25 protein-coding genes and 1 other annotated feature are annotated in these 25521 nt (G+C 47.3%); all 25 genes read right to left on the bottom strand.

The genetic code is table 11. The annotated features are described in order from the left end of the window. Positions 1–15 precede the first annotated feature (15 nt). Positions 16–651, bottom strand: a complete 636-nt coding sequence (gene pyrE / locus BC8716_RS16380) for an orotate phosphoribosyltransferase (RefSeq protein ID WP_251179453.1) — start codon at positions 649–651, stop codon at positions 16–18. After that, complete coding sequence (pyrF, locus tag BC8716_RS16375; protein ID WP_094427419.1) at positions 648–1367, bottom strand: orotidine-5'-phosphate decarboxylase; 720 nt, start codon at positions 1365–1367, stop codon at positions 648–650. Before pyrF ends, pyrE begins: the two co-directional genes overlap by 4 nt. After that, the gene (locus BC8716_RS16370) at positions 1367–2278 is read right to left on the bottom strand and encodes a dihydroorotate dehydrogenase (RefSeq protein ID WP_094427417.1); all 912 of its coding nucleotides are present in this window, start codon (positions 2276–2278) and stop codon (positions 1367–1369) included. The genes pyrF and BC8716_RS16370 overlap by 1 nt, the downstream gene beginning before the upstream one ends. Next, positions 2278–3057 carry a dihydroorotate dehydrogenase electron transfer subunit gene (locus tag BC8716_RS16365; RefSeq protein WP_094427415.1) on the bottom strand — a complete coding sequence of 260 codons (780 nt, stop codon included), beginning with the start codon at positions 3055–3057 and terminating at the stop codon, positions 2278–2280. The genes BC8716_RS16370 and BC8716_RS16365 overlap by 1 nt, the downstream gene beginning before the upstream one ends. A 67-nt stretch (positions 3058–3124) precedes the next feature. Next, positions 3125–6313 carry a carbamoyl-phosphate synthase large subunit gene (gene carB, locus BC8716_RS16360; RefSeq protein ID WP_094427413.1) on the bottom strand — a complete coding sequence of 1063 codons (3189 nt, stop codon included), beginning with the start codon at positions 6311–6313 and terminating at the stop codon, positions 3125–3127. 19 nt (positions 6314–6332) lie between these two features. Continuing rightward, positions 6333–7418, bottom strand: a complete 1086-nt coding sequence (gene carA / locus BC8716_RS16355) for a glutamine-hydrolyzing carbamoyl-phosphate synthase small subunit (RefSeq protein WP_094427411.1) — start codon at positions 7416–7418, stop codon at positions 6333–6335. Then, on the bottom strand, positions 7411–8694 hold the full coding sequence (gene pyrC, locus BC8716_RS16350; protein ID WP_094427409.1) for a dihydroorotase: 1284 nt from the start codon (positions 8692–8694) through the stop codon (positions 7411–7413). Before pyrC ends, carA begins: the two co-directional genes overlap by 8 nt. 35 nt (positions 8695–8729) lie before the next feature. Beyond that, positions 8730–9635, bottom strand: coding sequence for an aspartate carbamoyltransferase catalytic subunit (locus BC8716_RS16345; protein WP_094427406.1), 906 nt, complete (start codon positions 9633–9635; stop codon positions 8730–8732). Between the two features lie 62 nt (positions 9636–9697). Next, complete coding sequence (locus BC8716_RS16340) at positions 9698–10999, bottom strand: uracil-xanthine permease family protein (protein WP_094427403.1); 1302 nt, start codon at positions 10997–10999, stop codon at positions 9698–9700. A gap of 137 nt (positions 11000–11136) precedes the next feature. Then, positions 11137–11667, bottom strand: coding sequence for a bifunctional pyr operon transcriptional regulator/uracil phosphoribosyltransferase PyrR (gene pyrR / locus BC8716_RS16335; RefSeq protein ID WP_094429275.1), 531 nt, complete (start codon positions 11665–11667; stop codon positions 11137–11139). Positions 11668–11828: 161 nt separating this feature from the next. Next, positions 11829–12737, bottom strand: a complete 909-nt coding sequence (locus BC8716_RS16330) for an RluA family pseudouridine synthase (RefSeq protein WP_094427400.1) — start codon at positions 12735–12737, stop codon at positions 11829–11831. Continuing rightward, positions 12738–13193 (bottom strand): signal peptidase II, encoded by a 456-nt coding sequence (lspA, locus tag BC8716_RS16325; protein ID WP_094427398.1) that lies wholly within the window; start codon positions 13191–13193, stop codon positions 12738–12740. A 204-nt stretch (positions 13194–13397) separates the two neighbouring features. Further along, a complete protein-coding gene (locus BC8716_RS16320) occupies positions 13398–14021 on the bottom strand; it encodes a TraR/DksA C4-type zinc finger protein (protein WP_094427396.1) in 624 nt (207 codons plus the stop codon). 170 nt (positions 14022–14191) lie between these two features. Then, positions 14192–16963: an isoleucine--tRNA ligase gene (gene ileS / locus BC8716_RS16315; protein WP_094427394.1), complete on the bottom strand. Its 2772-nt coding sequence runs from the start codon at positions 16961–16963 to the stop codon at positions 14192–14194. Positions 16964–17009: 46 nt separating this feature from the next. Continuing rightward, positions 17010–17250, bottom strand: a binding site (T-box leader). 56 nt (positions 17251–17306) lie between these two features. Then, positions 17307–17825, bottom strand: a complete 519-nt coding sequence (locus BC8716_RS16310) for a DivIVA domain-containing protein (RefSeq protein WP_094429274.1) — start codon at positions 17823–17825, stop codon at positions 17307–17309. Positions 17826–17939: 114 nt separating this feature from the next. After that, complete coding sequence (locus BC8716_RS16305; RefSeq protein ID WP_094427392.1) at positions 17940–18701, bottom strand: YlmH family RNA-binding protein; 762 nt, start codon at positions 18699–18701, stop codon at positions 17940–17942. A 12-nt stretch (positions 18702–18713) separates the two neighbouring features. Further along, the gene (locus tag BC8716_RS16300; RefSeq protein WP_306204192.1) at positions 18714–19010 is read right to left on the bottom strand and encodes a YggT family protein; all 297 of its coding nucleotides are present in this window, start codon (positions 19008–19010) and stop codon (positions 18714–18716) included. A gap of 9 nt (positions 19011–19019) precedes the next feature. Next, on the bottom strand, positions 19020–19487 hold the full coding sequence (locus BC8716_RS16295; RefSeq protein WP_094427390.1) for a cell division protein SepF: 468 nt from the start codon (positions 19485–19487) through the stop codon (positions 19020–19022). A gap of 17 nt (positions 19488–19504) precedes the next feature. Then, positions 19505–20194: a YggS family pyridoxal phosphate-dependent enzyme gene (locus BC8716_RS16290; protein WP_094427388.1), complete on the bottom strand. Its 690-nt coding sequence runs from the start codon at positions 20192–20194 to the stop codon at positions 19505–19507. A gap of 7 nt (positions 20195–20201) precedes the next feature. Further along, positions 20202–21026: a peptidoglycan editing factor PgeF gene (gene pgeF, locus BC8716_RS16285; protein WP_094427386.1), complete on the bottom strand. Its 825-nt coding sequence runs from the start codon at positions 21024–21026 to the stop codon at positions 20202–20204. A 79-nt stretch (positions 21027–21105) separates the two neighbouring features. Then, positions 21106–21402, bottom strand: coding sequence for a YlmC/YmxH family sporulation protein (locus BC8716_RS16280; RefSeq protein ID WP_094427384.1), 297 nt, complete (start codon positions 21400–21402; stop codon positions 21106–21108). A gap of 124 nt (positions 21403–21526) precedes the next feature. Continuing rightward, positions 21527–22312, bottom strand: coding sequence for an RNA polymerase sporulation sigma factor SigG (gene sigG / locus BC8716_RS16275; protein ID WP_062750772.1), 786 nt, complete (start codon positions 22310–22312; stop codon positions 21527–21529). A 185-nt stretch (positions 22313–22497) separates the two neighbouring features. Further along, positions 22498–23211 (bottom strand): RNA polymerase sporulation sigma factor SigE, encoded by a 714-nt coding sequence (sigE, locus tag BC8716_RS16270; protein ID WP_011247194.1) that lies wholly within the window; start codon positions 23209–23211, stop codon positions 22498–22500. A 22-nt stretch (positions 23212–23233) separates the two neighbouring features. Next, on the bottom strand, positions 23234–24127 hold the full coding sequence (gene spoIIGA, locus BC8716_RS16265; protein ID WP_094427382.1) for a sigma-E processing peptidase SpoIIGA: 894 nt from the start codon (positions 24125–24127) through the stop codon (positions 23234–23236). A 255-nt stretch (positions 24128–24382) separates the two neighbouring features. Further along, the gene (gene ftsZ / locus BC8716_RS16260; protein ID WP_094427379.1) at positions 24383–25504 is read right to left on the bottom strand and encodes a cell division protein FtsZ; all 1122 of its coding nucleotides are present in this window, start codon (positions 25502–25504) and stop codon (positions 24383–24385) included. Positions 25505–25521: the final 17 nt, after the last annotated feature.

Raw genomic sequence — 25521 nt, 5'->3', positions numbered from 1 at the left:
CCCTTCACGAAAAGTTTACAGATTCATCCACGCTTCATCTTTAGGGTTTTTCCGCCAAGCTTCCAATTTGGCTTGTTCTTCGCTCGTAATGGCGCCCCGTTTTTGCGCTTCTTCGACAAGAGTAGCATAAGTCGTTAGCACGCGAAAAGGAAGCTTAGCACCGTTAAAGTTTTCATCGCTTTGTGAAAGTTGATACGAAAAGATCGCGGCAACGAACAGCACCTCTGCCCCAGCCGCGCGCAATGCCTCCGCTGCTGCAATGGAACTGCCACCAGTCGAGATTAAGTCTTCGATTACAACTACTTTGCTGCCAGGCGGCAAATGTCCTTCAATCGCATTTTGTTTTCCATGGCCTTTGGCACTCGAACGAACGTAAATCATTGGCAATTGAAGTTTTTCAGCCACAAAAGCAGCGTGTGGGATGCCAGCTGTTGCCGTGCCGGCAATGATGTCAGCTTCAGGGGCAGCATCTCTAATCATAGCAACTAGCCCCTCAGCAATTTCGTTGCGTATATGCGGATAGGAAAGTGTTAAACGATTATCGCAATAAATTGGCGACTTTAATCCCGAGCTCCACGTATACGGTTTTGCAGGTGAAAGTGTCACCGCTTTTATATCAAGTAAATGGTTCGCAATCGTTCTGCTAGTCAATGTTCGGGCGCCCCTTTCCAATCTTGGTTCATTTCTCGGTAAACAGCTAGAGGATCTGCTGCTGCTGTAATGCTTCGGCCAACGACAATCGCCCAACTGCCGAGCGCTTTTGCTTCCCCTGGTGTGACGACACGCACTTGGTCCCCGACTTGGTCGTCTTGCCTGCGAATGCCAGGCGTAACAGTCAAAAATCGATTGCTGCACGCTGCTTGGATAAGGGGGACTTCACGGGCCGAGCAAACGACACCGTCTAATCCACTTTCCTGGGCAAGCTGCGCGTACCGTACTACGACTTCATCCATCGCCTTATCAATCAGCAACTCTTCATTGAGCATACGGCTGTCCGTGCTCGTCAGCTGCGTGACAGCGATGAGTTTCGGCCGCTGTTTTCCTGCTCTTGTCCCTGCTTCGAGCCCTTCTAAAGCCGCTTCCATCATTGCTTTTCCCCCTGCAGCGTGGACATTGACGACATCGACGTCCAACTCGGCTAAAGCACGCATCGTCCTTCCAACGGTATTGGGAATATCATGAAGTTTTAAATCAAGAAACAACCGATAACCCGCTTCCTTTAATTCATGGACTACAGGCAACCCTTCGCGGTAAAACAGTTCCATACCGATTTTCACATCAAGCGTTTCGGCAGCAAACGACTTCAAGAAGCGCTGGCGTTTGGCCTGTTCATCAAAATCTAAAGCGATAAAAAATGGCCTATCCATTAGTTCCAGCTCCCTCCAATCAAGTCCGTGATTGATTGCACTTCCAATCTGTCAAGCCAACGCGGCAGGTCACCAATGATGTTTGGACATGTGTACGGATCCGTAAAATTAGCCGTGCCGACAGCGATGCAGCTTGCTCCAGCAAGTAAAAATTCAATCACATCTTCTGCTGTCTGAATGCCTCCCATTCCAATAATAGGAATGTCGACTTGTTGGCTAACTTGGTGGATCATCCGAAGTGCCACTGGTTTAATGGCGGCTCCCGACAATCCGCCATATTGGTTCGCCAGCACAGGCTGACGCGTTTTTGCATCTATCCGCATGCCGAGCAAAGTGTTAATCATGGCCAGCCCGTCTGCGCCCGCTTTCTCAATCGCTTTGGCGATGGCGACAATATCAGCTACATTGGGGGAAAGTTTGACATAGACAGGCACGGCTGACACTGCCTTTACTTCCTTCGTCAGCTCTGCCGCTATCTCGGGTACTGTCCCAAACGCAATTCCGCCCTGTTTCACGTTCGGGCAGGAGATATTCAACTCGATTGCTGAAACGTTCCGTTGTTGTGACAGCTCTGCAGCCACTTCGATGTAATCATCCATCGTCGAGCCAGCAATATTGGCCAATATCGGCACATCGTAATCGTCAAACCGTGGCAATTCCTGCTCGATTACCCCTTGAAGCCCTGGATTTTGCAGGCCGATGGCATTAAGCATGCCTGCTTTTGTTTCTGCCACTCGCGGTGTTTCATTGCCAAAGCGCGCCTCTTTTGTCGTTGCTTTTATCGCAATAGCCCCTAACTGATTTAAATCAAAAAATTGGCCGTACTCTTTTCCGAAACCAAAACAGCCTGATGCCGGCATAACCGGATTTTTCATCTCTAAGCCTGGCAAGCTTATTTGCAAACGTTCCATTACAGAACAACCTCCCCTACTGGAAAGACGGGCCCGTCTGTACAAATTTTGCGGTACTCATGAGCTTGGCCATTTTCTACATGGCAAACGCAAGCAAAGCAAGCGCCCACGCCGCAGCCCATCCGCTCTTCAAGGGAAATAAAGGCACGCCGTTCCCGGTAACGGTCTGTTAACGCCTTTAACATTGGCGTTGGCCCGCATGAGTAGAGAACATCAAAATCGATGCTTTGTTGGCTAATGACGTCAGTGACAAAGCCACGAGCGCCGTAACTGCCGTCCGCTGTTGCGATAAAGACATCGCCCAACTGTTTAAACGGTTGCTCGTAAAAAACATCCGCTTGTGAGGCGAATCCGAGCACAGAAGTGACACGGACGCCATTTTCTACTAGACGTCTTCCTAAATAATAAAGAGGTGGAACGCCGATGCCGCCGCCAACTAACAGCACTTTTTCTCCTCGTTTTGCTTCCTCAAGTGGGAAGCCCTGCCCAAGTGGTCCAAGCACGTCGACTTCGGTCCCGACGCCTTGGACAGCAAGGCGTTTTGTGCCTGCCCCGCCTGCACGGTAAATCATCGTCACTTGCTCTTTTTCAGGATCGATATTGGCAATGCTAATCGGCCGGCGCAAGAGCAGGTCTTCTGATTCATCAACACGTACATGCAAAAACTGGCCCGGTTGACTCATGTGCTTAACCAATTCGCCTTCCAGCACAAGCTCATAGCTGTCGCGAGCAATCTCAGTTTGTTTGACGATCGTTAATCGCCCTTGTTTTTTTCTCATCCTGCTGCCTCCCAACGCTAGTCATACATACAGAGCCACAAGCTTTAGGCATGTGGCTCAGAAAAATTTACCCGTGTTGCGGCATGCTCCAAGTTGCAAACGTAATCGACTCAAGTACGCTGAGCAGCGCTTGTGCTGTATCAATTGACGTTAAGCAGACAACGCCATTTTCAACGGACTCACGGCGAATCCGAAAACCATCCCGCGCTGGCTGTTTGCCTCTGGTCAACGTGTTAATGACAAACTGGACTTCGCCTTGGCGGATTAGATCAAGCAAATGGGGTTCCCCTTCATTAATTTTGTTAACGACTTTGACAGGGATGCCCGCTTCTGCCAGCACGCTTGCCGTCCCTGATGTGGCCACAAGGCTATAGCCAATTTCATGGAACCGTTTGGCAATGCTGACTGATTCGCTTTTATCTTTATCAGCGATTGTAAACAATACCGCGCCATGGGCAGGGATGTTCATGCCTGAAGCAACAAGGCCCTTGTAGAGCGCTTTTTCCAACGTTTGGTCCCGTCCCATTACTTCACCAGTTGATTTCATTTCCGGCCCGAGGGAAATATCGACACGGCGCAATTTGGCAAAGGAGAACACTGGCACTTTTACAGACACTTCATCCGTCTCTGGGTGGTAGCCTGACTGGTAGCCAAGCTGGCGCAGCGTTTTGCCGAGCATGACATGCGTGGCAACCTTAGCCATTGGCACGCCCGTAATTTTGCTTAAAAATGGCACAGTCCGGCTTGAGCGTGGATTCACTTCAAGCACATAGACGTCATCTTTATGCCAAACAAACTGGATGTTCAAAAGGCCAACAATGTTTAAACCTTTAGCAATGCTCGTTGTCCGCTCAATTAAGCGTTGCTTCAAATGGTCTGGCACGGTTTGCGGCGGATAAACAGCAATCGAATCGCCAGAATGGACGCCTGCCCGTTCAATATGTTCCATAATCCCAGGAATGTAAACGTCGTTGCCGTCACTAATCGCATCCACTTCTAATTCTTTTCCTGTCAAATAGCGGTCGACAAGCACAGGGTGCTTCGGATTCACTTTTACAGCCGTCTGCATGTAGCGCAGCAACTCTTCCTCATGATAAACAATTTCCATTGCCCGGCCGCCAAGAACATACGAAGGGCGCACTAAAACAGGATAGCCGATTTTACGGGCAATAGCGACAGCTCCGTCAACGGATGTGGCCGTTTTGCCAAGCGGCTGTGGAATCCCTAGCTCTACTAGTGTTTGTTCAAACTTGTCCCGGTCTTCTGCCCTATCCATATCTTCAAGCGTTGTGCCAATAATGGAGACGCCCCGCTCTGCTAAAGCCGCTGCTAGATTAATAGCCGTTTGCCCTCCAAATTGGACGATCACGCCTTTTGGTTTCTCTAAACCGACGACGTGCATCACATCTTCGACTGTCAATGGTTCAAAGTAGAGTTTGTCTGAAGTGGAAAAGTCTGTTGACACCGTTTCTGGATTATTATTCATAATAATGGCTTCATAACCGGCTTCCTTAATGGCCCATACTGTATGGACGGTCGCATAGTCGAACTCAATTCCTTGGCCAATGCGGATAGGGCCTGAGCCTAATACAAGAATGCTGTCTTTTTCTGTCCGCTGTGACTCATTCTCTTGTTCATAGGTGCTGTAAAAGTAAGGCGTTGGTGAAGCAAATTCTGCTGCACAGGTGTCAACCATTTTATAAACGGGAACAATTCCTGCCTGTTGCCTTACTGCAAAAACATCTTTCTCTTCACTGCCCCATTTACGGCCAATGTAGGAATCTGAAAAGCCAGCACGCTTCAGACGCAATAACATCGCTTCATTGCTACGGGCCTCGTTTATCGTCTCTTCTAGAGCAACAATACGCGCTAGCTTTTGCAAGAAAAAGCGGTCAATGCTCGTTGTTTCATAAATGGTCTCTACTGAAATGCCTCTTCGCAGCAAAGCGCCAATCGCAAATAGCCGTTCATCGTCTGCTTTTGCTATTTTTTCTAATAGCTCGTCTTCCGGCTTCTTTTCTAACTGTTCATCAAATAAATGGTCATAGCCAGCTTCTAGAGAGCGAATTGCTTTTAAAAGCGATTCTTCCAGGGAGCGGCCGATCGCCATCACTTCTCCTGTCGCTTTCATTTGCGTACCAAGTTTGCGGTTGGCTGATTCGAATTTATCAAACGGCCAGCGCGGTATTTTCGCGACAACATAGTCAAGGGTCGGTTCAAAGCTAGCATACGTCGTTTCTGTTACTGGATTTTTCAGCTCATCCAAATGGTAGCCGACTGCAATTTTGGCTGCGATTTTCGCAATCGGGTAGCCTGTCGCTTTCGAGGCCAGCGCAGAAGAGCGGCTCACCCGCGGATTGACTTCGATGATGTAATACTGGTCGCTGTGTGCATCAAGGGCAAACTGGACATTGCAGCCGCCTTCTATGCCAAGAGCGCGGATAATCGAAAGCGCTGAATTTCTCAACATTTGGTAGTCGTTATCAGAAAGCGTTTGGCTAGGTGCAAATACGATGGAATCGCCCGTATGGACGCCAACAGGATCAAAGTTTTCCATGTTGCAGACGACGATGGCTTCATCTTTGCTATCACGCATCACTTCGTATTCGACTTCTTTAAAGCCAGCAATGCTCTTTTCGACTAAACATTGTGTAACAGGGCTGTATTTTAATCCGCTCGCAACGATTTCTGCTAAATCCTCATCATTGTAGGCAATTCCCCCGCCAGTGCCACCAAGCGTATAGGCTGGACGAATAATGACAGGGTAGCCAATCGTTTCGACAAAGGCGAACGCTTCGTCAAGCGTATGGACGATTTCACTTTCTGGAACTGGTTCGCCGAGCACGTTCATTAACGCCCGAAATTGTTCCCGGTCTTCTGCTTGCTCAATCGCATCTAGTTTTGTGCCGAGCAGCTCGATTTGGTACTGCTCGAGAATCCCAGCATTTTTTAATTCAAGCGCCATGTTTAAGCCCGTTTGTCCGCCTAATGTCGGCAAAAGGCCATCGGGGCGTTCTTTGCGGATAATGCGGGTAACAAACTCAAGCGTGAGCGGTTCGATATAAACCCTATCCGCCATTGCTGTATCTGTCATGATTGTCGCTGGGTTCGAATTAATTAAAATGACTTCATACCCTTCTTCTTTCAGCGCTTGGCATGCCTGCGTTCCGGCATAATCAAACTCTGCTGCCTGTCCGATTACAATTGGCCCTGAGCCGATAACAAGTATTTTTGTTAAGTCTGTCCGTTTTGGCATATTCACACGCTCCTAGCTGTTATGCGTAAACTTTTCCTTTTTTTTCGATCATCATATGGATAAATGTATCAAATAAATGGCTAGCGTCATGAGGGCCAGGCGATGCTTCTGGATGGTACTGCACGCTAAATGCATGCCCTTCTTTATGGCGAAGGCCTTCAACGGAGCCATCATTAACAGCCACATGTGTCAGCTCGAGCGCAGTCCCTTCCAATGACGCAGCATCGACTGTATAGCCGTGGTTTTGTGCGGTAATATCAATTCGTCCAGTAGCGAGCTCCCGTACTGGGTGGTTGGAACCGCGATGGCCAAATGTCATCTTGCTCGTCGTAGCCCCACAAGCAAGCGCCAGCAATTGGTGGCCTAAGCAAATGCCGAAAAGAGGGATGTCGCCAAGCAATTGCTTGACTGTTTCCACTGTCTCCGGGACATTTTCTGGGTCGCCTGGTCCATTTGAAACAAGCACACCATCAACGCCAAGGCGCTTAATCTCTTCTGCTCCCGTGTCATAAGGGACAACGACGACATCACAATGGCGGTCGATCAGTGATTGCAGAATACCATGTTTCATGCCGCAATCAATTAAAGCAACCCGCATCCCTTTGCCCGGTACATGGTAAGCAGTATTGGTTGATACGCGGGCAACTTGATCAGTAAGTGGCTTGCTTTCCCGCAAGCTCCTTGCCACTTGTTCGACGTCTACATCGAGATCGCAAATGCGGCCACGGCGTGTGCCATGAGCGCGAATTTTTCTCGTCAACATGCGTGTATCAATGCCAGCAATCCCAGGAATGCCTTTGGCGGCAAGTAGGTCATGCAACGATTCTTGTTTGCGCCAATGGCTTGGTTCATGCTCGATTTCCCGCACAATCAATCCGGCAATCGCTGGTTGCAGCGATTCAAAATCGTCGCGGTTAATGCCATAATTGCCAATTAGCGGATAGGTTAGCATCACGATTTGCCCGCAATAAGAGGGATCAGACAAAATTTCTTGGTAGCCAGTCATGCCCGTATTGAAGACGACTTCCCCGCTCATTTCGACATCGGCGCCAAATCCTTCTCCTCTTAAAACTGTACCGTCTTCAAGAACAAGCAGTTTATTCATTGGTGATACGCTCCTTTTTATACACGGTTTTTCCTGCCACAATCGTCGCTTGCGGGATGCCTGCACAGCCCCACCCAGCAAAAGGGGTATTTTTGCCTTTCGACAAAAACGTACTCGGGTCAATCGTTTCATTTGCCTCTAAGTCAATCAGCGTTAGATCGGCTGCTGCCCCAACTTGGAGTGTCCCATAGGGGAGATTAAATGTTTGCGCAGGCTTGACTGTCAACCAGTCGATAAGCTGTTTCAGCGTAAACGTTCCCGGCTTGACAAAATGTGTATATAAAAGCGGAAAGGCTGTTTCCAATCCGACGATGCCAAATGGCGCCCGTTCAAGTGAAGCACTTTTTTCTTCCGCTGTATGCGGTGCATGGTCAGTCGCAATGAAATCAATTGTGCCATCGAGCAACCCGGCTACTAATGCGTCACGGGCTTCTTTTGCGCGAAGAGGCGGATTCATTTTAAAATTCGGATCTTTGCCGCTGATATCGTCTTCGCATAAAAGCAAGTGATGTGGCGTCACTTCTGCGGTTACGCGTATGCCTGCTTTTTTCGCATCACGGATCGTCCGCACCGATTCTTTTGTCGAAACATGGCAGACGTGATAGTGGGCACCAGCCGCTTCGGCCAGCAACACATCGCGGGCGATATGGACGGCTTCGCAAACAGAGGGAATTCCATTCAAGCCGTGTGCTTTCGCATAGTGGCCTTCGTGAACAGCGCCGCCGTTTATAAGTGAATTGTCTTCGCAATGGGCGACAACTGCCATGTTTAATGCTGCTGCTTCTTTCATTGCCGCTAGCATCATCCCCGCTTCTTGAATGCCGACGCCATCGTCTGTAAAAGCGAATGCGCCCGCTTCTTTTAATGCCTTAAAGTCCGTTAACTCTTTGCCAAGTTGCCTTGTTGTAATCGACGCATACGGAAGTACGCGCACCACTGCCGTCTCAGAAATACGCGCTTGCAACAGGTCCAATTGCTCGGCATTGTCAGGAACAGGGCGTGTATTGGGCATAGCTGCCACTGTCGTAAAGCCACCTCGTGCCGCGGCTTTGGTTCCTGTCTCGATCGTTTCTTTCTTCTCGCCACCCGGTTCACGCAAATGAACATGTACGTCAACAAAACCCGGGCTGATCAACAAACCTGTTGCATCCAATTGTTCACGAATGTCCCCTTCAGCAACATGCTCAACAATTTTTCCATCTTTTATATACACATCTTTTGCTACTTGTTCGCCATTTTCGTCAAGAATAAACCCACCAGTCACCTTCATTGCCATTGTCGCTCATCCCCTTTTTTGTAGTCTAATCGCTGTTATGCAAGTGCCCGCTTTAACACAGCCATGCGTACGGCAACGCCATTGGCGCTCTGTTTGTAAATCCGTGACCGTTTGCACTCAACAAGCACGCTGGCGATTTCAACGTCTCGGTTAACAGGTGCAGGATGCATGATGATACTCTGTTTTGCCATCAGTGCTTCTCGTTGTTCGGTTAAACCATATGCTTGATGGTACGCCTCTTTAGAAAATAGCGCGTTGCCATCATGACGTTCATGCTGGACGCGAAGCATCATAAGCACATCTGCTTGTCTGGCAGCTTCGTCCATCGAGACGTGTGTGTACGTATCAGTAAACTCGCCCATCCACTCAATTGGCCCAGCAACGGACACACGAGCGCCGAGCCTTGTCAGGATGTCTGCATTGGAGCGAGCTACACGGCTATGAGCCAAGTCCCCAGCAATGACAACATGTAAGCCTGAAAACGAGCTGAATTCTTGTTTGATTGTTAATAAGTCAAGCAGCGATTGAGTTGGATGGTTGCCACAGCCATCGCCTGCATTAATGATTGGCACTGAGAGCCCTTTTAACTCATGAAAGTAAGCATCTTGGCGGTGGCGAATGACAAGCGCACTTGCTCCAATTGATTCGAGCGTGCGTGCTGTATCATACAGGCTCTCTCCTTTTTGCGTACTCGCGTGCTGCCCATCGAATTGCAGCACTTCTAAGCCGAGGCGCCGCTCAGCGACTTCAAAGCTAAAGCGGGTTCTCGTGCTTGGTTCAAAAAACAAGTTCGCTACAAACAGTTGCCTTTCTGGTTTCCAAACAGCTCCAGCCGCAAATGATTCAGCCGTTTTCAGGAGGTCTAACACCTCGCTTACGCTCAGTTCATTCATCGTGCACAAGCCTTTTTGTGTTGTTTTCTCGATTTGTGCGCTTAACATGCAGTCAGCCTCCTTTTTTTAAGCAAACGTCTATGGCAACAACTAGGCGCGAACGAGCGCCTTTAACCGGCGTCTGATTCAAACATGTCTTTTTGTCCGTAACTAACACTGCGGTTCGGCAACAATCCGTGAAGAATAAGGCCAATGACAGTTGCAAGGGACATGCCGGCAATTTCAAACGAATCCGTAAAGCGGATCGCGGCCCCGCCAATGCCAACGACAAGGATAATGGAAGCAATCACCATATTTCGTTTTTCACCCATGTCAACTCGGTTATCGACAAGCATTCGAATGCCGGCCGAGGCAATAATGCCAAATAGGAGGATTGAAACACCGCCCATTACTGCTTGAGGAATCGAACTAATCAGTGCAGCTACTTTGCCGACAAAGGCGAAGGCGATGGCCAACACCGCGGCGCCGCCGACAACAAATACGCTGAACACTCTCGTGATGGCAACAACACCGACGTTTTCGCCATAAGTGGTATTTGGTGGACCGCCAACTGCGGCTGCGATCATAGTCGCCAACCCATCCCCCATCACCGTTCTGTGCATTCCTGGTTGCTTAAGAAAGTTTTTGCCAGCTACTTTGCTTAATACCATCAATTGGCCTGTGTGTTCTGCAAGCGTTACGAGAGCAACTGGCGCCATGATCGCAACAATTGCCCAGTTAACAGTTGGCGAGTATGTCACAAACGGAACGATTAGTTCAGGTACGGAAAACCAGTTGGCTGCGCGGATCGGCTCTAAATCAATCAACCCTTGCCATAGTGCGAACAAATAGCCAGCAATTAAGCCTAATAAAATCGGGATTAAGTTTAAAAATCCTTTGAAATACATGGTTGCGACAACAGCTACGAACAAGGTAACGCCTGCTGTGGCGATATGAACGAGGCTATATTCTTCTGAACCAGGCAAATACATGGCATTTCCAACAGCGGTTGTAGCTAGGCTTAACCCAATAACCATAATCACTGGGCCGACAACGATTGGCGGCAATACTTTTGTAATCCAGCCTGTACCAGCGAATTTGATAAACAGGGCGACAATCCCATATACCAAACCGGCAAAGAAACTGCCGACCATCGCTCCCTCTAAACCGCCAAGTGCCTGCGCGGTTGTTAGTGGCACGATAAAGGCAAAGCTCGAGCCGAGGTATGCAGGAACTTGCCCTTTCGTGACAAGAATAAATGCAAGTGTACCGAGACCGCTTGAAAAAAGAGCTGTAGCCGGGCTCATTCCGACAAGAAAGGGTACAAGTACAGTTGCCCCAAACATGGCGCATAAATGCTGTAAGCTAAACAGCAGCCACTCTCCAGGGCGTGGAATTTCTTTGATGCCTAATCTCATGTTCGTTTGCTTCATAATTAATCTCCTTCGCTTCCTAAGCTAATAAAAAACCTCCTGTGCAAGCACAGGAGGCGGCAAGAAAGAAGCGCAGGCAAAAATAGCGTGCGTTTCGGTCCTCTTGCCAGCCTCACTGGACTGCGTTTAAAGAGGGTTTATATAATTGTAACAGCGTCTTCGGCGTCTACTTCCCTTAGTTGCGCCGAGATTCGTTCTTTTTTAGAGGTCGGCACGTTCTTGCCAACATAATCAGGACGGATCGGCAGTTCCCGGTGCCCCCGGTCAATAAGAACAGCAAGTTGGATCGATGCTGGACGGCCAAGATCGACCAGTGCATCAAGAGCAGCTCGCACGGTCCGCCCAGTATAAAGGACATCGTCGACAAGAATAATGGTACGGCCGGTAACATCAACGGGAATATTGGTGCCGCGCAAAAGCGGCTCATTGTTTGATGTAGACGGCGTCAAGTCATCCCGGTAAAGGGTAATATCGACTTCGCCGACAGGGACAGCCTGGCCTTCAATTTCCTCAATCCGTTCAGCGAGCCGTTTAGCCAAATAAATACCACGTGTTTTAATGCCGACAATCACACAGTTGTCAACGCCTTTATTGCGTTCAATCACTTCGTGGGACATTCGTGTAATCGCGCGGCGAATCGCATCGCCATCTAAAATGATTCTCAAAATTGCGATCCCCTCCTCTGTACAAAAAAATCCCTGCTGTCCTAAAGGCAGCAGGGATTTTTGGCATACTTCACCTATGCCATTCCGTCTCCTTGCCAGCCTCACAGGACTCGTTTAAAGGACGTTTTCTATCTCAATCATTATTGCAAACTAGTCAATGGTTGTCAATGGGCATTTCGCAAATCAACGAGCAATTTTTCCATCTCTGCTGGGAGAGGTGCTGAAAAACGGAGCCGTTCCCCTGTTCGTGGATGGGTAAAGCCAAGAGTTTCCGCGTGCAAAGCTTGGCCATTGATCGGAAGCGTTTTTTTTGGCCCATATTTCGGATCGCCTGCTAATGGATGGCCAATATAGTTGAAATGGACGCGGATTTGGTGTGTTCGTCCTGTTTCCAATTCACAAGATACATAACTATATTGGTTAAACGTTTCCTCCAGTGAAAAATGGGTCACAGCCGGCCGGCTGTTGACATGGGTGACAGCCATCTTCTGGCGGTCTTTTTGGTCTCGGCCAATCGGTGCGTCAATTGTCCCTTTTGCATGTGGGATAACGCCATGAACGATGGCTTTGTAACGTCTTTCAGTCGTCTTTGCTTTTAACTGGGCCGCCAAATGCTCGTGGGCAGCGTCATGTTTAGCGGCCATGATCAGACCTGATGTATCTTTATCAATACGGTGGACAATCCCTGGACGAATTTCCCCATTAATGCCTGAGAGGTCTTTGCAGTGAAACAACAGCGCATTGACGAGCGTGCCACTCTCATGTCCAGGAGCAGGGTGGACAACCATGCCTCGGGGCTTGTTGACGACGATCACATCGCTATCTTCATAAACAACGTCTAAGGGGATATCTTCCCCTAAAAGTTCTACTTCCTGCGCTTCTGGTTCTGTGAGCGTGACTTTGTCGCCTTGCTGAACTTTCGAATTTGTTTTGACTTCTTTCCCATTGACAAGCACAGCTCCTTCATTTATCCAGCGTTGGACAGCTGTCCGTGATGCTTGTCCGTGCAAATCAACGACCACTTTATCAATTCGCTGTTCGTTGTGTTCTTTTGTAATGACCCATTGCTCCATTTATCGTGTGCTCCTTTTTTCGTTGCGCGCTTGAATCAATATGTTTAGTAAAAAAAGGCCGACGCCAATGGTCAAGGCTGAATCAGCGATATTAAAAATCGGGAAATCGCCAAATGTATCGATAAAATCGACGACTTCTTGACGTAAAAGGCGGTCGATGAAATTGCCGATCGCCCCTCCTAGCACAAGCCCGAGAGCGATTTTTAACAAGCGGTTGCCTTTTGCTTCTGTTTGGATAAGATAAATGATCACGCCAACAATGATGATTGTAACAATGTAAAAAAACCACATTTGGCCTTGCAAAATGCCGAAAGCGGCTCCTGTATTGCGATGTGAATATAGGTAAAGGACTTGATCAATAATCGGGATTCGTTCGCCCAACTCCATATAAGTTACGACTAGCCACTTAGTCAACTGGTCTAGTGCGATAATGATCAGTGCCACTATGTATGCCATTGCTTTTCCCCCACTTCATATGCATAGGGTAAGTGTAGCATAAATCCATAAAAATGTCCGCTTCAGATTAAAGCAAACGCGCTCGTGGTGCCAAAAACGAGCGACCGTGCACACACTGCACAACTCCTAACTCAATTCTTAGTTAAAAGAAGTATGCGAGCGTTTACTTGTTTGTAAGCGCCCGCTAGAGGCGTGCAACAACCTTTAGTCACGGCGGTATCGTTTGTAATGGTCGTTGCGTTCGATATGGATACTGTCAGGGCCATGATAACCGTCTATCCCAGTTGATAAGAAACCTTCATACGCCTCTACTCCATTGGCGCCATACGTGTCTGTATCCCCTGTTTCCTCGTCGTATTCCGGCGATGTATCATGAAAACGAGCAACAGATTGGTATGCGTCTTCGCCGTCAAAAAAGGTAGCGTCCTGATCATCGTTGTTATAGGCTTCAAAACCTTTTAAGACATCTTCCTCAACAGGGCGGTACTCCTCAAATGGCCTGCTTTCTTCCACCACCGTTCTCGCTGTTGGATAAGCTTCCAAGCGCTCATAAGGAATCGCTTTCCCTGTCTTTTCGCAAATGCCGTACGTGCCATCGTTAAATTTCGCCAGCGCATGTTCGACTTCATGAAGTTCATCTTTTATATGATTGTGAACAGCTTGGTCTTTTTCCCGTTCGAATAAGTCCGTCGCTGTATCAGCAGGATGGTTGTCATACTGAGATAGTTCCCCTGTATTATGGTCATTGATTTGATTGGCAAGTGTTTGTTCTAACCCCTGCTTTTGTTGTTGTAATGCTTGTTTTAGTTTTAACCACTTTTGATCCATGCTAAGATCCCCCTTCTTGAAATTAGCATCACCAAAAACAGCCGTTTTTGCCCAAGCAAATCTAACCAGATCGGAAATCCAAAAGAGCACGAAAAAAGCTAGTCGAGTGGTACACTCGACTAGCTTAAGATTCCTCGTTGATTTGATGTGGACACAAGCGATTCGTTGCCTTAAACAACGTCGTTGTAGTGGTTCGTAACGGTTTGGGCACATGACAAGCACAAAGTTGGATGCTTTTCATCTGCTCCAACTGTAGTGGAGACTTGCCAACAACGCTCGCACGTTTCCCCTTCCGCTTTTTCCACAAGCACAGCGACATCCGCAAATTGCTGTGCGGCTGCTGGCACTTCGTCGCCTTCATTTGCGATTTGTACATTGGAGACGATGAATAGTTTTTTCAAGCCTTCAGTCGCTTCAAGCAGAGCGCGTGCTTGCTTATTTGGATAAAGCGTCAACGATGCTTGCAACGACTTGCCAATTACTTTCTCATTGCGGGCTACTTCTAATGCTTTAAGCACATCCGCTCGGACATCCATAAATGCTTGCCAATGTGCTTTTAACTCATCTGTACCGCTTAATTCTTCGGCAGTTGGCATATCCGTGAGTTGTACGCTTTGTTCGTTCACGCCAGGAATGTTTTCCCATACTTCATCTGCCGTGTGTGGCAAAATCGGGGCAATCAGTTTAGTCAGTGCCGTCACTACTTCATACATCACTGTCTGGAAAGCGCGGCGCTCAGGATGGTCAGCGTGCTCGATATAAAGGGTATCCTTTGAAATGTCCATATAAAAGGAACTCAATTCAACCGTGCAAAAATTGCGGAAGTGATTATAGACATTTAAGAACTGGTACTCATTGTAGCCTTCATGCATACGTTTCGTTAGCTCATTTAAACGTACAAGCAAAAACGCATGCACGCCTGTTAGTTGGTCCCGTGGGACAGCGTTGGTTTTCGGGTCAAAATCATGCAAATTGCCAAGGAGAAAGCGGAATGTATTGCGGATCTTCCGGTATGTTTCTGCAACTTGTTTTAAGATCGAATCAGACACACGGCTGTCGGCTTGATAATCGACGGACGCCACCCAAAGCCGCAAAATGTCAGCGCCAAGCTGTTTCATAACGGTATTTGGCACCACAATGTTGCCAAGGGACTTGCTCATTTTTTTGCCTTCACCGTCCATAACAAAGCCATGGCTCAGTACCCCTTTATACGGAGCAACCCCATTGATTGCAACCGAAGTAGATAGTGAAGAGTTAAACCAACCACGGTATTGGTCGCTACCTTCAAAGTAAAGGTCCGCTGGGAACACAAGGTCATTTCGTTCCCGTAAAACGCCTTGGTGCGACGAGCCAGAATCAAACCAGACGTCCATTATATCGGTTTCTTTTGTAAAATGGCCATTCGGGCTGTGCGGGGAAGCGAATCCTGGCGGCAGCAAGTCTTTCGCCTCACGTTCAAACCAGACATTTGATCCATGCTCACGGAACAAGTTCGAGACATGTTCAATCGTTTCTTCGCTAATAATTTCGGTGCCATCCTCTCCATAAAAAACCGGAATTGGCACGCCCCAAGCACGTTGCCGCGAAATACACCAGTCGCCACGGTCACGGACCATATTATGCAGCCGCGTTTCCCCCCACGCTGGAATCCACTCTGTATTTGCGACCGCTTGTAGCAACTCCTTGCGAATATTGGCGATGGAGGCAAACCATTGCGAAGTTGCCCGGAAAATAACAGGCTTTTTCGTACGCCAGTCATGAGGGTACGAGTGAGTAATAAACCCGAGCTTTAACAGAGCGCCTACTGCTTCTAGTTTCTCAGTCACCATTTTGTTAATGTTGTCATAAAATTCGCCTTCAAAACCTGGCGCTTCACTCGTCATTATCCCTTTGTCATCAATAGGGCATAACACGTCTAGCCCGTATTTTTGGCCGACGACAAAGTCATCAACGCCGTGCCCAGGGGCCGTATGGACACAGCCAGTACCGGCGTCCAATGTCACATGCTCGCCATTCATAACAAGGGAGTCACGATCATAAAACGGATGGCGGCAAACAATATATTCCAATTCTTTTCCTGTGACTGTCTTTTCAACAACCACATCTTCCCAACTTAGTTCCGTTTGGACATGTTCAAGCAAACCGCTTGCTACCACAAATGAACGGCCGCCCGTGCGCACGACGCTGTATTCCAATTGAGGATGGACGGTGATGCCTAAGTTTGCAGGAATGGTCCATGGTGTCGTCGTCCAGATAACTAAAGCAGCATCCTCAGGCAATACCCCTTTTCCATCTGCAACTTGAAAGGCGACATAAATGGAAGCAGAGCGTTTGTCGTAGTATTCGATCTCAGCTTCCGCTAAGGCAGACTCCGAAGATGGCGACCAGTAAACAGGCTTTTTGCCTTTATAGATATAGCCTTTTTTAGCCATTTTCCCGAAGACTTTGATTTGCTCCGCTTCAAATTCTTTTTCCAACGTAATATAGGGCTTCCACCAGTCGCCGCGGACGCCGAGCCGCATGAACTGCTGGCGTTGGCTATTTATTTGCTCAAGTGCATACTCTTCGCAAAGCTTGCGAAAATCGGCAATGCTCATTGACTTTCGGTCTACTTTTTTGTTTTTCGTTAATGCCGTTTCAATCGGCAAGCCATGGGTATCCCACCCAGGAACATATGGGGCATGGAACCCAGACATGGATTTGTAGCGGACGATAAAGTCTTTAATGATTTTGTTAAGTGCGTGCCCCATATGAATATCGCCGTTTGCATATGGAGGGCCATCATGCAAAACATAGTAAGGACGGCCTTTTGTGCGTTCTTGCACTTGTTTATAAATGTCCATCTCTTCCCATTGTTCTTGGCGTTTCGGTTCGCTATTTGGCAAGTTGCCACGCATCGGAAACGCCGTTTTCGGCATTAGTAATGTTTGTTTATAATCCACCGTTTTCGCTCCTTTATCGTTAAAAACAAAAACCTTCCCATCCCAAAAAAGGGACGAGAAGGTTTTCCCGCGGTACCACCCTCATAGAAAAAGCACAAGCGCCTTTTCCACTTCACGCCGTTAACGTAGGCAGCACGCACCCCACTACTAGCACAAATGGATAAACATGTGCGGTTCGCAGGCAGAACTCAAGGGCGATTCAGGGCAAGCCATGCACCGGGCTTCCACCATTCCCGGCTCGCTTTGGCATGTACGCGATTGCCCACTGTCCCTATCCTTGTTTTTAACGTTCATTCATTTTATGGTTTTCATTATAAGGACGGAACCCAGAAAATGCAACTGGTTATACGTTTTCCTGCTCTTCCTGTTCTTTTAGCAGTTCCTCTTCGTCAAAATCCTCGTTCCCGGCAAACTGTTCCCAGTCTTCCGTTTGCAACATTTCCATTTGTGCTTCAATCAACATTTTGAAGCGCATTTTATAGACAGATGCTTGCTTTTTAAGCTCTTCCATTTCCATCATGACTTTCCGTGACTTTGAAAGCGCCTCGTTCACGATTCGATTCGCATTTTTCTCCGCTTCTTTCACGATCAACTGCGCTTCCTTTTGGGCATTGCTGCGCAAATCGTCGGCCGCTTCTTGCGCTACGAGAATCGATTTATTTAGCGTCTCTTCAATATTATTAAAATGGGAAAGCTTTTCATCAAGCGCAGTCACTTGCTCAAATAAGTCTTTCTTTTCACGCAGCACCGCTTCATAGTCTTTAATGACTTGGTCCAAAAACTCATTGACTTCATCTTCGTCATATCCGCGGAAAGCACGGGTAAATTCTTTATTATGAATATCCAACGGCGTTAAAGGCAACGCAGCCACCTCCATCACAGACTCATCATCCATTTATTTTTTTCGACATCGTCTTTGCTTCTTCCTTCTTTTTCGCGGAAAATCCTTCATTTTGCCTCGTCTCGCTATGTAAAACTAGCTTTTCTTGCCAAGCACTAGCCGGTACTTGTCCTTTTTTGTCACGCCTTCTTGCTTTAATACTTTAGCCCGGCCAGCCCCTCTTACAGACAAATCATCGCCAATCGCCACGCGGAAGCTAGGATGTTCTACTACCTTCCAGTTGACTTTCACGAGCCCCTTGCCGATCAAGTCGGCCGCTTTCGCTCTTGATAGGCCATACAAAGCGCTTAAGAGGACATCCAAGCGCAGAGAGGACACAGTCACTGGCTTCTCTTCCCACTTCTCGTCAGGCAACTCAAGCGTATCGGTTTCTTCTAAAGAAACGGTTGCCTTGCCAACTTGCTTAAGCGCAATGGCGATATAAGCACTTGCCTCTTTCGTGCAGGCGACATAAAACGCATTGTCCGTAACGGAAATATCGCCAAACGTTTCCCGTTTCATGCCTGTATTCATTAATGCGCCAAGCACATCCCTATGTGTAAGCGTCACAAATTTTTTCGCGTAGGTGGCTTTAAAAAGGGAAATGTCCCAATCGATTGGCTCATTTTTTAAGTAAGCAGGGCGAATGGACGCACGTTTGCGCTCGCATCCATCGGCTCCGCCAAAAAACTGCAAATCGATCTCTCCGTCTTGGCCAATAACGGACTTCGCAACTTCTTGCATTCGCGGATCAAGAAAAATAGTCAACTTTTCTTGATGATAGCGGGCCGCCTGTTCACGAAGAGTTTGGATATGGTCAATAAACGGGCGCTCTTCTTCGCGAAAGTGTTCATACATTTTAAGTCCCACCTACAGCCACGACAAAATCATTTGCTGCAAAGGGTAAAGCCCTTGCCTTGCCAAGTTGAGGACAATAATGGCGACAACTGGCGACAAATCAATCATGCCAAGTGGCGGGATAAAGCTACGAAACATATCTAAATAGGGATCAACCACTTTCCCAAGCACTTGCCCGAAAGCCGAATCGCGGCCGCCCACCCATGACATTAGAATGTAAATGAAAATCGCTATCAAATACAAAAATGCCGCATTTTGAAGCAAGTTAAAAATAAAGTTGACCATTGTTTCCATTTGTGATTCCGTCACCTACTTTCCTCATACCGTGCTATCTGTTTGTCTTGTGACCCAATCACTGATTGAGCCAGTGATTTCCACATTGTCTGGCGTACAAAGAAAAATACCTGGTCCGATTTTTTGAATGTCTCCTCCAATAGCATAAACGGTTCCACTTAAAAAATCTACTATTCTTAACGCTTGCTCTTGTTCAATCCGCAATAAATTGATGACGACTGCCTTGCGTCGTTTTAAATGGTCGGCAATGTCTTGAGCTTCGTCATAAGAGCGCGGTTCCAGTAATATCATTTTCGCTGATTTTTGCACACTTTGCAAGCTTACAACGTTCTGGTTTTGTTCCAGCCCTGCCGTCTGCTTCGCCTTCGGTGCCCTTCCCTTCTCAAGCGCAGGGCGTTCGTCACGCTGTTCAGGTTCTTCTACATAACGCTCGACTTCTTCAACGTGGTCATCTAGGTTAAAGTAACGCTTGAACTTTGTTTTAAAGCCCATGGCCTTCCTCTCCTTTTTTACGACTCCTCTTTGCCAACAAGAGACGTTCCAAGACGGATAAACGTTGCGCCTTCCTCGATTGCAACTTCAAAATCGTTAGACATCCCCATTGACAACTCCGTGCAAGGGGCATATGAAAGCTTGTCCGCCTGTATTTGGTCGCGAAGCTCTCTGAGCCCTGAAAAAATCGGCCTCGTTCGTTCAGCATCTTGTTCAAAAGGGGCCATTGTCATCAAACCGATGACCCGAACGGCTGGATAAGCGGCCAGTTCATTTATAAATGGCCTCACTTCATCTGGCGCTAGTCCATTTTTCGATTGTTCGCCGCTGACATTGACTTGTACAAAACAATCGATTGTCTTTCCTGGCTCGAGTCGCTTATCAATCTCTTTTGCCAAGCTCAACCTGTCCAAAGAATGGAGGCATGAAACAACGTTGACAATGTTTTTAACCTTTCTCGATTGGAGCGAACCGACAAAATGGAGGCGTGCTTGGCCAATGGCAGCAGCTTTTTCGAGGGCGCCTTCAATCCGGTTTTCACCTATATCGGCAATTCCCGCTTCCACCGCTTGTTTGGCTGTAGCGACGGAAACATATTTTGTGACGGCAATGATGCGTACATCATCAACAGCGCGCCCGCTCCGCTCGCATGCTTGCCTGATTCGCATTTTTATGTTTGCTACGTTTTCTGCAACATTTACACTCACTGATTTTTCACCCTTTTTGTAACCCGATTGCGCTCATCATCCTGCCCGTCCGCCCCTTTTCTTTGCGGTGGGAGAAAAACGCATCGCTTTCGTACGTGCATACGTTTGAAGTATGTATATGAGATGGATTTACACCTGCAGCGATTAGAAGCTGCTTATTCAACATCGGCAAATCCAGCAGGCTATGCCCAGGCTTGGTTGGCGTCAGCACACGAGCCACTTCGCCGCCGAGGGCATCCTTTACTTTAGAAGCTACCGCTTCATCTACCTCGTAATGGGAAGCACAAATACTTGGGCCTATTAATACATAGACATCGCTTGCAGAAACGCGATGCTTTTCTTTCCAGATGCCTAGCAGTTTCGGTCCAATTTTGGCAACGCTCCCTTTCCAGCCAGCATGGCAAAGACCAATAAGGCCAGCCGACTTAGCCGCAAAGTATAGGGGGACACAGTCCGCATACAGGCTTGTCAACAACAACCCCTGTTCTTCCGTGTAAATGCCATCTAAACCAGGAAGCGCTGTTTCTAGGCAATCAGCGCCCCTGCCAGCATCTGCCGCCGTCACTTCCGCTATCTCTGCTTGGTGGACTTGCTCTGAACCAATCCATTTCGTTAGGGGAAACCCTATATCTGCTGCCACAAGACTGCGGTTTCTTTGTACATCGTTTTGGTCGTCGCCCACATGAAAGCCCATATTCAACGTGGCATAAGGACTTTTGCTGACGCCTCCGTGCCGTGTTGTAAACCCAGCAAACATGCCTGGCATAACGTTTGAAAAAACGGTTGCCGCCAGCACGCGCTCACTCCGCTTTTCCCATTTTTCTTCAACCATTAAATGGAATCCCCCCGACTAGTTGCAATTCCTTTATGGTCTTAGTTTATCACAAGGCATGCCATACAAGAAACAAAACTTATCCTTTCTTCCTTGCTTCCTCCATCGGGCTAGCTCCCCTTTTTGGCTGATAACGCTCAGGCACTTCAACTAAAATCACGTCAGAACCAATTTTAACAATGTTTTTCCACGGAATCACCAATTCTGCTGCATCTCGTTGCCCTAGTAGCTGCATGACTTTTCCTGTGCCAGCAATGACAATGGCTTCAATTTTTCCTGATTCCAAGTTGATGTCCAAATCATTTAAATGGCCTAGGCGTTTGCCATTTTCCATATTGACAATATCTTTTTGCGATAGCTCCGAAATTTTTTGCATGCTCCTTTTCCCTCCTAGTATCCATTTATAAAACGTATGCGCGCTTACAGCCTGGCATGAAAAAAAGTAGAGCCTAGCAGCAACTCCAAACACAAAAGGCTAAAATCGAAATCGATTTTAGCCTTCATGATTCGATATGTTTATTCATTTGTTGGATCGCGCCTTTTTCTAGCCTAGACACTTGCGCTTGTGAGATGCCGATCTCCTCGGCTACTTCCATTTGCGTTTTCCCTTGAAAGAAACGCATGTTTAAAATCGTTTTCTCGCGGTCATTTAAGCGGACCATCGCCTCTTTTAAAGCAATTTCTTCTACCCAGTTTATATCTTTATTTCGTTCATCACTAATTTGGTCCATGACAAAGATTGGATCGCCGCCGTCATTATAAATCGGCTCGAACAAGGAGACAGGATCTTGAATCGCATCTAGAGCAAAGACAACATCTTCTTTTGGCACCTCTAGTACGGCAGCAATCTCTTGGACTGTCGGTTCTTTCTCCCGTTTTTTTTCCGCCATGATTTGGTCACGTACTTGCAACGCTTTATAGGCAATATCCCGAAGAGAGCGTGAAACCCGAATTGGATTATTGTCTCGTAAATACCGTCTGATTTCCCCAATAATCATCGGGACCGCATACGTTGAAAACTTTACGTTTTGGCTTAAATCGAAGTTGTCGATTGATTTCATTAATCCAATGCAGCCGACTTGAAACAAATCATCTACGTTCTCGCCGCGGTTATTAAATCGCTGAATGACACTTAACACTAAGCGCAAATTCCCATTTACGAGCGTTTCTCTCGCTGGCTCATAACCGGCTTGCAACTTCGTAAACAACTCCCGCATTTCAGCGTTCTTTAAAACTGGCAACGTCGATGTGTCAACGCCGCAGATTTCCACTTTATTTCGAGTCACATTCCTTACCCCCTAAACGGAAGATGATGTCAAAAAAAGTATCTCCCTGGGCAAAAAAAATATGCACGGCAAAAACCCGCTTACAGGAGTTAGAAAGAATTGGCCTTTGACACGACGCTGTTGAAGCTTGGAAAAAATTTTTTATGGAAAAAAAAGGAGGAATCCCATTTTGGGAGTCCTCTGCCTTACACCATTTTGCTAAATTCTTTTTGCAGCCGTTTAATGATGCGCTTTTCTAAACGGGAAATGTACGATTGAGAGATCCCTAGCATATCGGCGACATCTTTTTGGGTTTTTTCTTCTTCCCCAGCTAAGCCAAAACGCAGTTCCATAATTTGTTTCTCCCGCTCCGATAATGTGTGGAGCGCCTTGACAAGCAAGCGGCGGTCAACGCGTTCTTCAATCCCTCTCGTAATAATGTCTTCTTCTGTACCAAGCACATCAGACAAAAGCAGCTCATTGCCATCCCAATCAATATTGAGTGGTTCATCAAACGATACTTCAGAACGTGTTTTGTTGTTTCGCCGCAAGTACATTAAAATTTCATTCTCGATGCAGCGGGAGGCATACGTAGCGAGCTTAATTTTCTTTTCAGGATTAAAGGTGTTGACCGCTTTGATTAAGCCAATCGTGCCAATGCTAATTAAATCTTCAATATTGATGCCTGTGTTCTCAAACTTGCGGGCAATGTAGACAACTAGTCGCAAGTTCCGTTCAATGAGCACGGACCGCACCGCTTTGTCTCCACTTGGCAGCTTGCCCAATAGTTCAGCCTCTTCTTCTTTCGACAACGGCGGCGGCAATGCCTCGCTCCCGCCTATGTAATAAATTTCATCCGCTTTTAACCCTAACTTGTTTAGAAGCCGGTACCAAAACAACTGCAGTTTCAACTTAATCATTAAACGTTCCTCCTTTTGCTGTTTAGCTTGCATATTCGTGCATGATTTGGGGGTGAACAATACAGCGATAATGTTGTTCAGGAGATAGCGTCTCACGCGATAATCCAATTAAGACGTGATTCGTTTCATACGCCTCATTTTGGTAACGGATTTTCACACGATCAGGTTTTAAAGCGGCCATATAAGAACTTCCTTGCCCAACGGCACGGTAAGGAATCAGCCGCATCCGTTTCATTAGCGGTGACGGTTCATTTTCAGCTTCCAACTCAAGAAGTGCGTCGACTTGCTGTTTGCCAAAAGCACTGTAAAGCAGTGCAGCCTCAGCAACCATGACAGGCATTTTCGTTAGCGGATCTCTTAAACGGTTGCCCGTATCAATTAACCCTTGGGCGTAAAAGGGCATTCCTTCAATCCAAAACTCAACTTCTGCCAGCTGGCTCGCATGAAACTGTTTGCTTTTCACTGCCCCAAATTGTTGTTTGCAAAAATAGAGTGCGAGTGGAAAACCAATAAGCACAAATGCCCAACTGACCATGCTTCCGCCCACTCCATGACCTGGCAAAAACGCCAGCACGTCGACATTGGTTTCGAAGAAATAATGCATAGCAAACAAGCCGCCTCCGGTCACAAAGGTGACAAAATAAAAACTTGCCAGATTTTGCAGAAAGAAAGAAAAGCGTTTGTAGCCAAATGCAATGAATACGATTAGCCCCGAATAAATAAGTTTAATAACAGGATTCAAAAACAACGGCGCAGCAGGGGTGAACATTAAAAAGACAATCAACGATGCAAACAATGCTGCCAAGACAAGGCGCCATTGGCTAAAACGTCTTTTTAACAAAAGGGCAGTAGCCGCAAGCAGCAAATAGTCAATCCCTGCATTTAACAACCAAATCAAATCGAGGTAAACGGTCATTGGCTTGCTCCCTCACAGTGATAGAATTTAGTATAGTAGATCTTCATACGAAAGTCTGTCACTTTATGGCGCAAGCAAGGATGTTATTTTGATAAGTTTTGGCAAACGCTGTCCCATTCTCGGCTGCTCGGAAATAACCGCAAAAAAACCGCTGCTTTCGCAGCGGTTTTCTTACAGTTGTCTATCAGTCTCAGTGTCAAATACACTAGGAGCCAATAGACGAATCGGTTTGACGAGCAACCGCTTCTTCGCCATTTAGCGGTTGCGGCGATTGCGCAAAAACGTAGGAATGTCGAGTGTGTCTGGCTGTTCTTCTTTTTGCCGCGACTGTTGGCGGCTTTCCGTACGTTTTGGCTCTTCTTTCGGTTGCGGCCTCGCATGTTGTTGTTGCATCGTACGGCTTTGTGGTTGTTTTGCTTCTGCCGTTTCTTCAAAGCCTGTGGCAATGACTGTAACGACAATTTCATCTTTCAAATTTTCATTGATGATCGAACCAAATATCATATTCACTTCTGCGTCACAAGCCTCAGAAACGATTTCTGCCGCTTCATGGACTTCATATAAACTTAAATTCGTGCCGCCTGTAATATTCATGAGCACTCCTTGTGCCCCATCGACAGACGTTTCCAACAGCGGGCTGGAAATCGCTTTTTTGGCTGCTTCGGCTGCACGGTTTTCCCCTGTAGCGACGCCAATGCCCATTAAAGCGGAGCCCTTTTCACTCATGACCGTTTTGACGTCTGCGAAGTCAAGGTTGATCAACCCAGGCGTGGCAATTAAATCGGAAATGCCTTGAACTCCTTGGCGCAATACATTATCCGCCTCGCGGAACGCTTCAAGCATCGGCGTATTTTTATCAACCATTTCCAATAAGCGGTCATTTGGAATCACGATCAATGTGTCCACTTTTTCTTTTAACGCTGCAATCCCAGAGATCGCTTGGTTTTGCCGCTTACGGCCTTCAAAAGAGAAAGGGCGTGTCACAACACCGACCGTCAATGCGCCAAGCTCTTTTGCCACTTCAGCAATGACAGGAGCTGCTCCGGTGCCTGTTCCTCCTCCCATTCCGGCAGTAATAAAGACCATATCAGAACCTGTAAGAACTTCTTCCAGCTGTTCTCTGCTTTCCTCTGCCGCTTTCTTGCCTATTTCTGGGTTGGCGCCAGCGCCAAGGCCGCGAGTAAGTTTGCCGCCAAGTTGCAACTTCTTTTCCGCTTTTGATAAATGGAGTGCTTGTGCATCTGTATTGACTGCAATAAAATCAACACCTTGCAGGCCATTTTCAATCATGCGATTGACTGCGTTTGAACCGCCGCCACCAACGCCAATCACTTTTATTTGCGCTAATTGTTCCATATCCATTTCAAAATCAAACATGTTATTTCCCCCTAACC

Source organism: Shouchella clausii (assembly GCF_002250115.1).
Lineage (GTDB): Bacteria > Bacillota > Bacilli > Bacillales > Bacillaceae_D > Shouchella > Shouchella clausii.
The sequence above is the reverse complement of the archived record's forward strand: the minus strand, read 5'-3'. Positions and strand labels throughout refer to the sequence as shown.

Coding starts and splice junctions, on each gene's coding strand:
- pyrF (WP_094427419.1), bottom strand. CDS start 1,367: ATGGATAGGCCATTTTTTATCGCTTTAGATTTTGATGAACAGGCCAAA.
- BC8716_RS16320 (WP_094427396.1), bottom strand. CDS start 14,021: ATGGATCAAAAGTGGTTAAAACTAAAACAAGCATTACAACAACAAAAG.
- carB (WP_094427413.1), bottom strand. CDS start 6,313: ATGCCAAAACGGACAGACTTAACAAAAATACTTGTTATCGGCTCAGGG.
- sigE (WP_011247194.1), bottom strand. CDS start 23,211: ATGATTAAGTTGAAACTGCAGTTGTTTTGGTACCGGCTTCTAAACAAG.
- pyrC (WP_094427409.1), bottom strand. CDS start 8,694: ATGGCAATGAAGGTGACTGGTGGGTTTATTCTTGACGAAAATGGCGAA.
- BC8716_RS16365 (WP_094427415.1), bottom strand. CDS start 3,057: ATGAGAAAAAAACAAGGGCGATTAACGATCGTCAAACAAACTGAGATT.
- BC8716_RS16280 (WP_094427384.1), bottom strand. CDS start 21,402: ATGCAAAAAATTTCGGAGCTATCGCAAAAAGATATTGTCAATATGGAA.
- carA (WP_094427411.1), bottom strand. CDS start 7,418: ATGAATAAACTGCTTGTTCTTGAAGACGGTACAGTTTTAAGAGGAGAA.
- BC8716_RS16305 (WP_094427392.1), bottom strand. CDS start 18,701: ATGTATGAACACTTTCGCGAAGAAGAGCGCCCGTTTATTGACCATATC.
- BC8716_RS16370 (WP_094427417.1), bottom strand. CDS start 2,278: ATGGAACGTTTGCAAATAAGCTTGCCAGGCTTAGAGATGAAAAATCCG.
- BC8716_RS16340 (WP_094427403.1), bottom strand. CDS start 10,999: ATGAAGCAAACGAACATGAGATTAGGCATCAAAGAAATTCCACGCCCT.
- BC8716_RS16345 (WP_094427406.1), bottom strand. CDS start 9,635: ATGTTAAGCGCACAAATCGAGAAAACAACACAAAAAGGCTTGTGCACG.
- pgeF (WP_094427386.1), bottom strand. CDS start 21,026: ATGGTTGAAGAAAAATGGGAAAAGCGGAGTGAGCGCGTGCTGGCGGCA.
- BC8716_RS16295 (WP_094427390.1), bottom strand. CDS start 19,487: ATGGGCTTTAAAACAAAGTTCAAGCGTTACTTTAACCTAGATGACCAC.
- BC8716_RS16330 (WP_094427400.1), bottom strand. CDS start 12,737: ATGGAGCAATGGGTCATTACAAAAGAACACAACGAACAGCGAATTGAT.
- ftsZ (WP_094427379.1), bottom strand. CDS start 25,504: ATGTTTGATTTTGAAATGGATATGGAACAATTAGCGCAAATAAAAGTG.
- spoIIGA (WP_094427382.1), bottom strand. CDS start 24,127: ATGACCGTTTACCTCGATTTGATTTGGTTGTTAAATGCAGGGATTGAC.
- lspA (WP_094427398.1), bottom strand. CDS start 13,193: ATGGCATACATAGTGGCACTGATCATTATCGCACTAGACCAGTTGACT.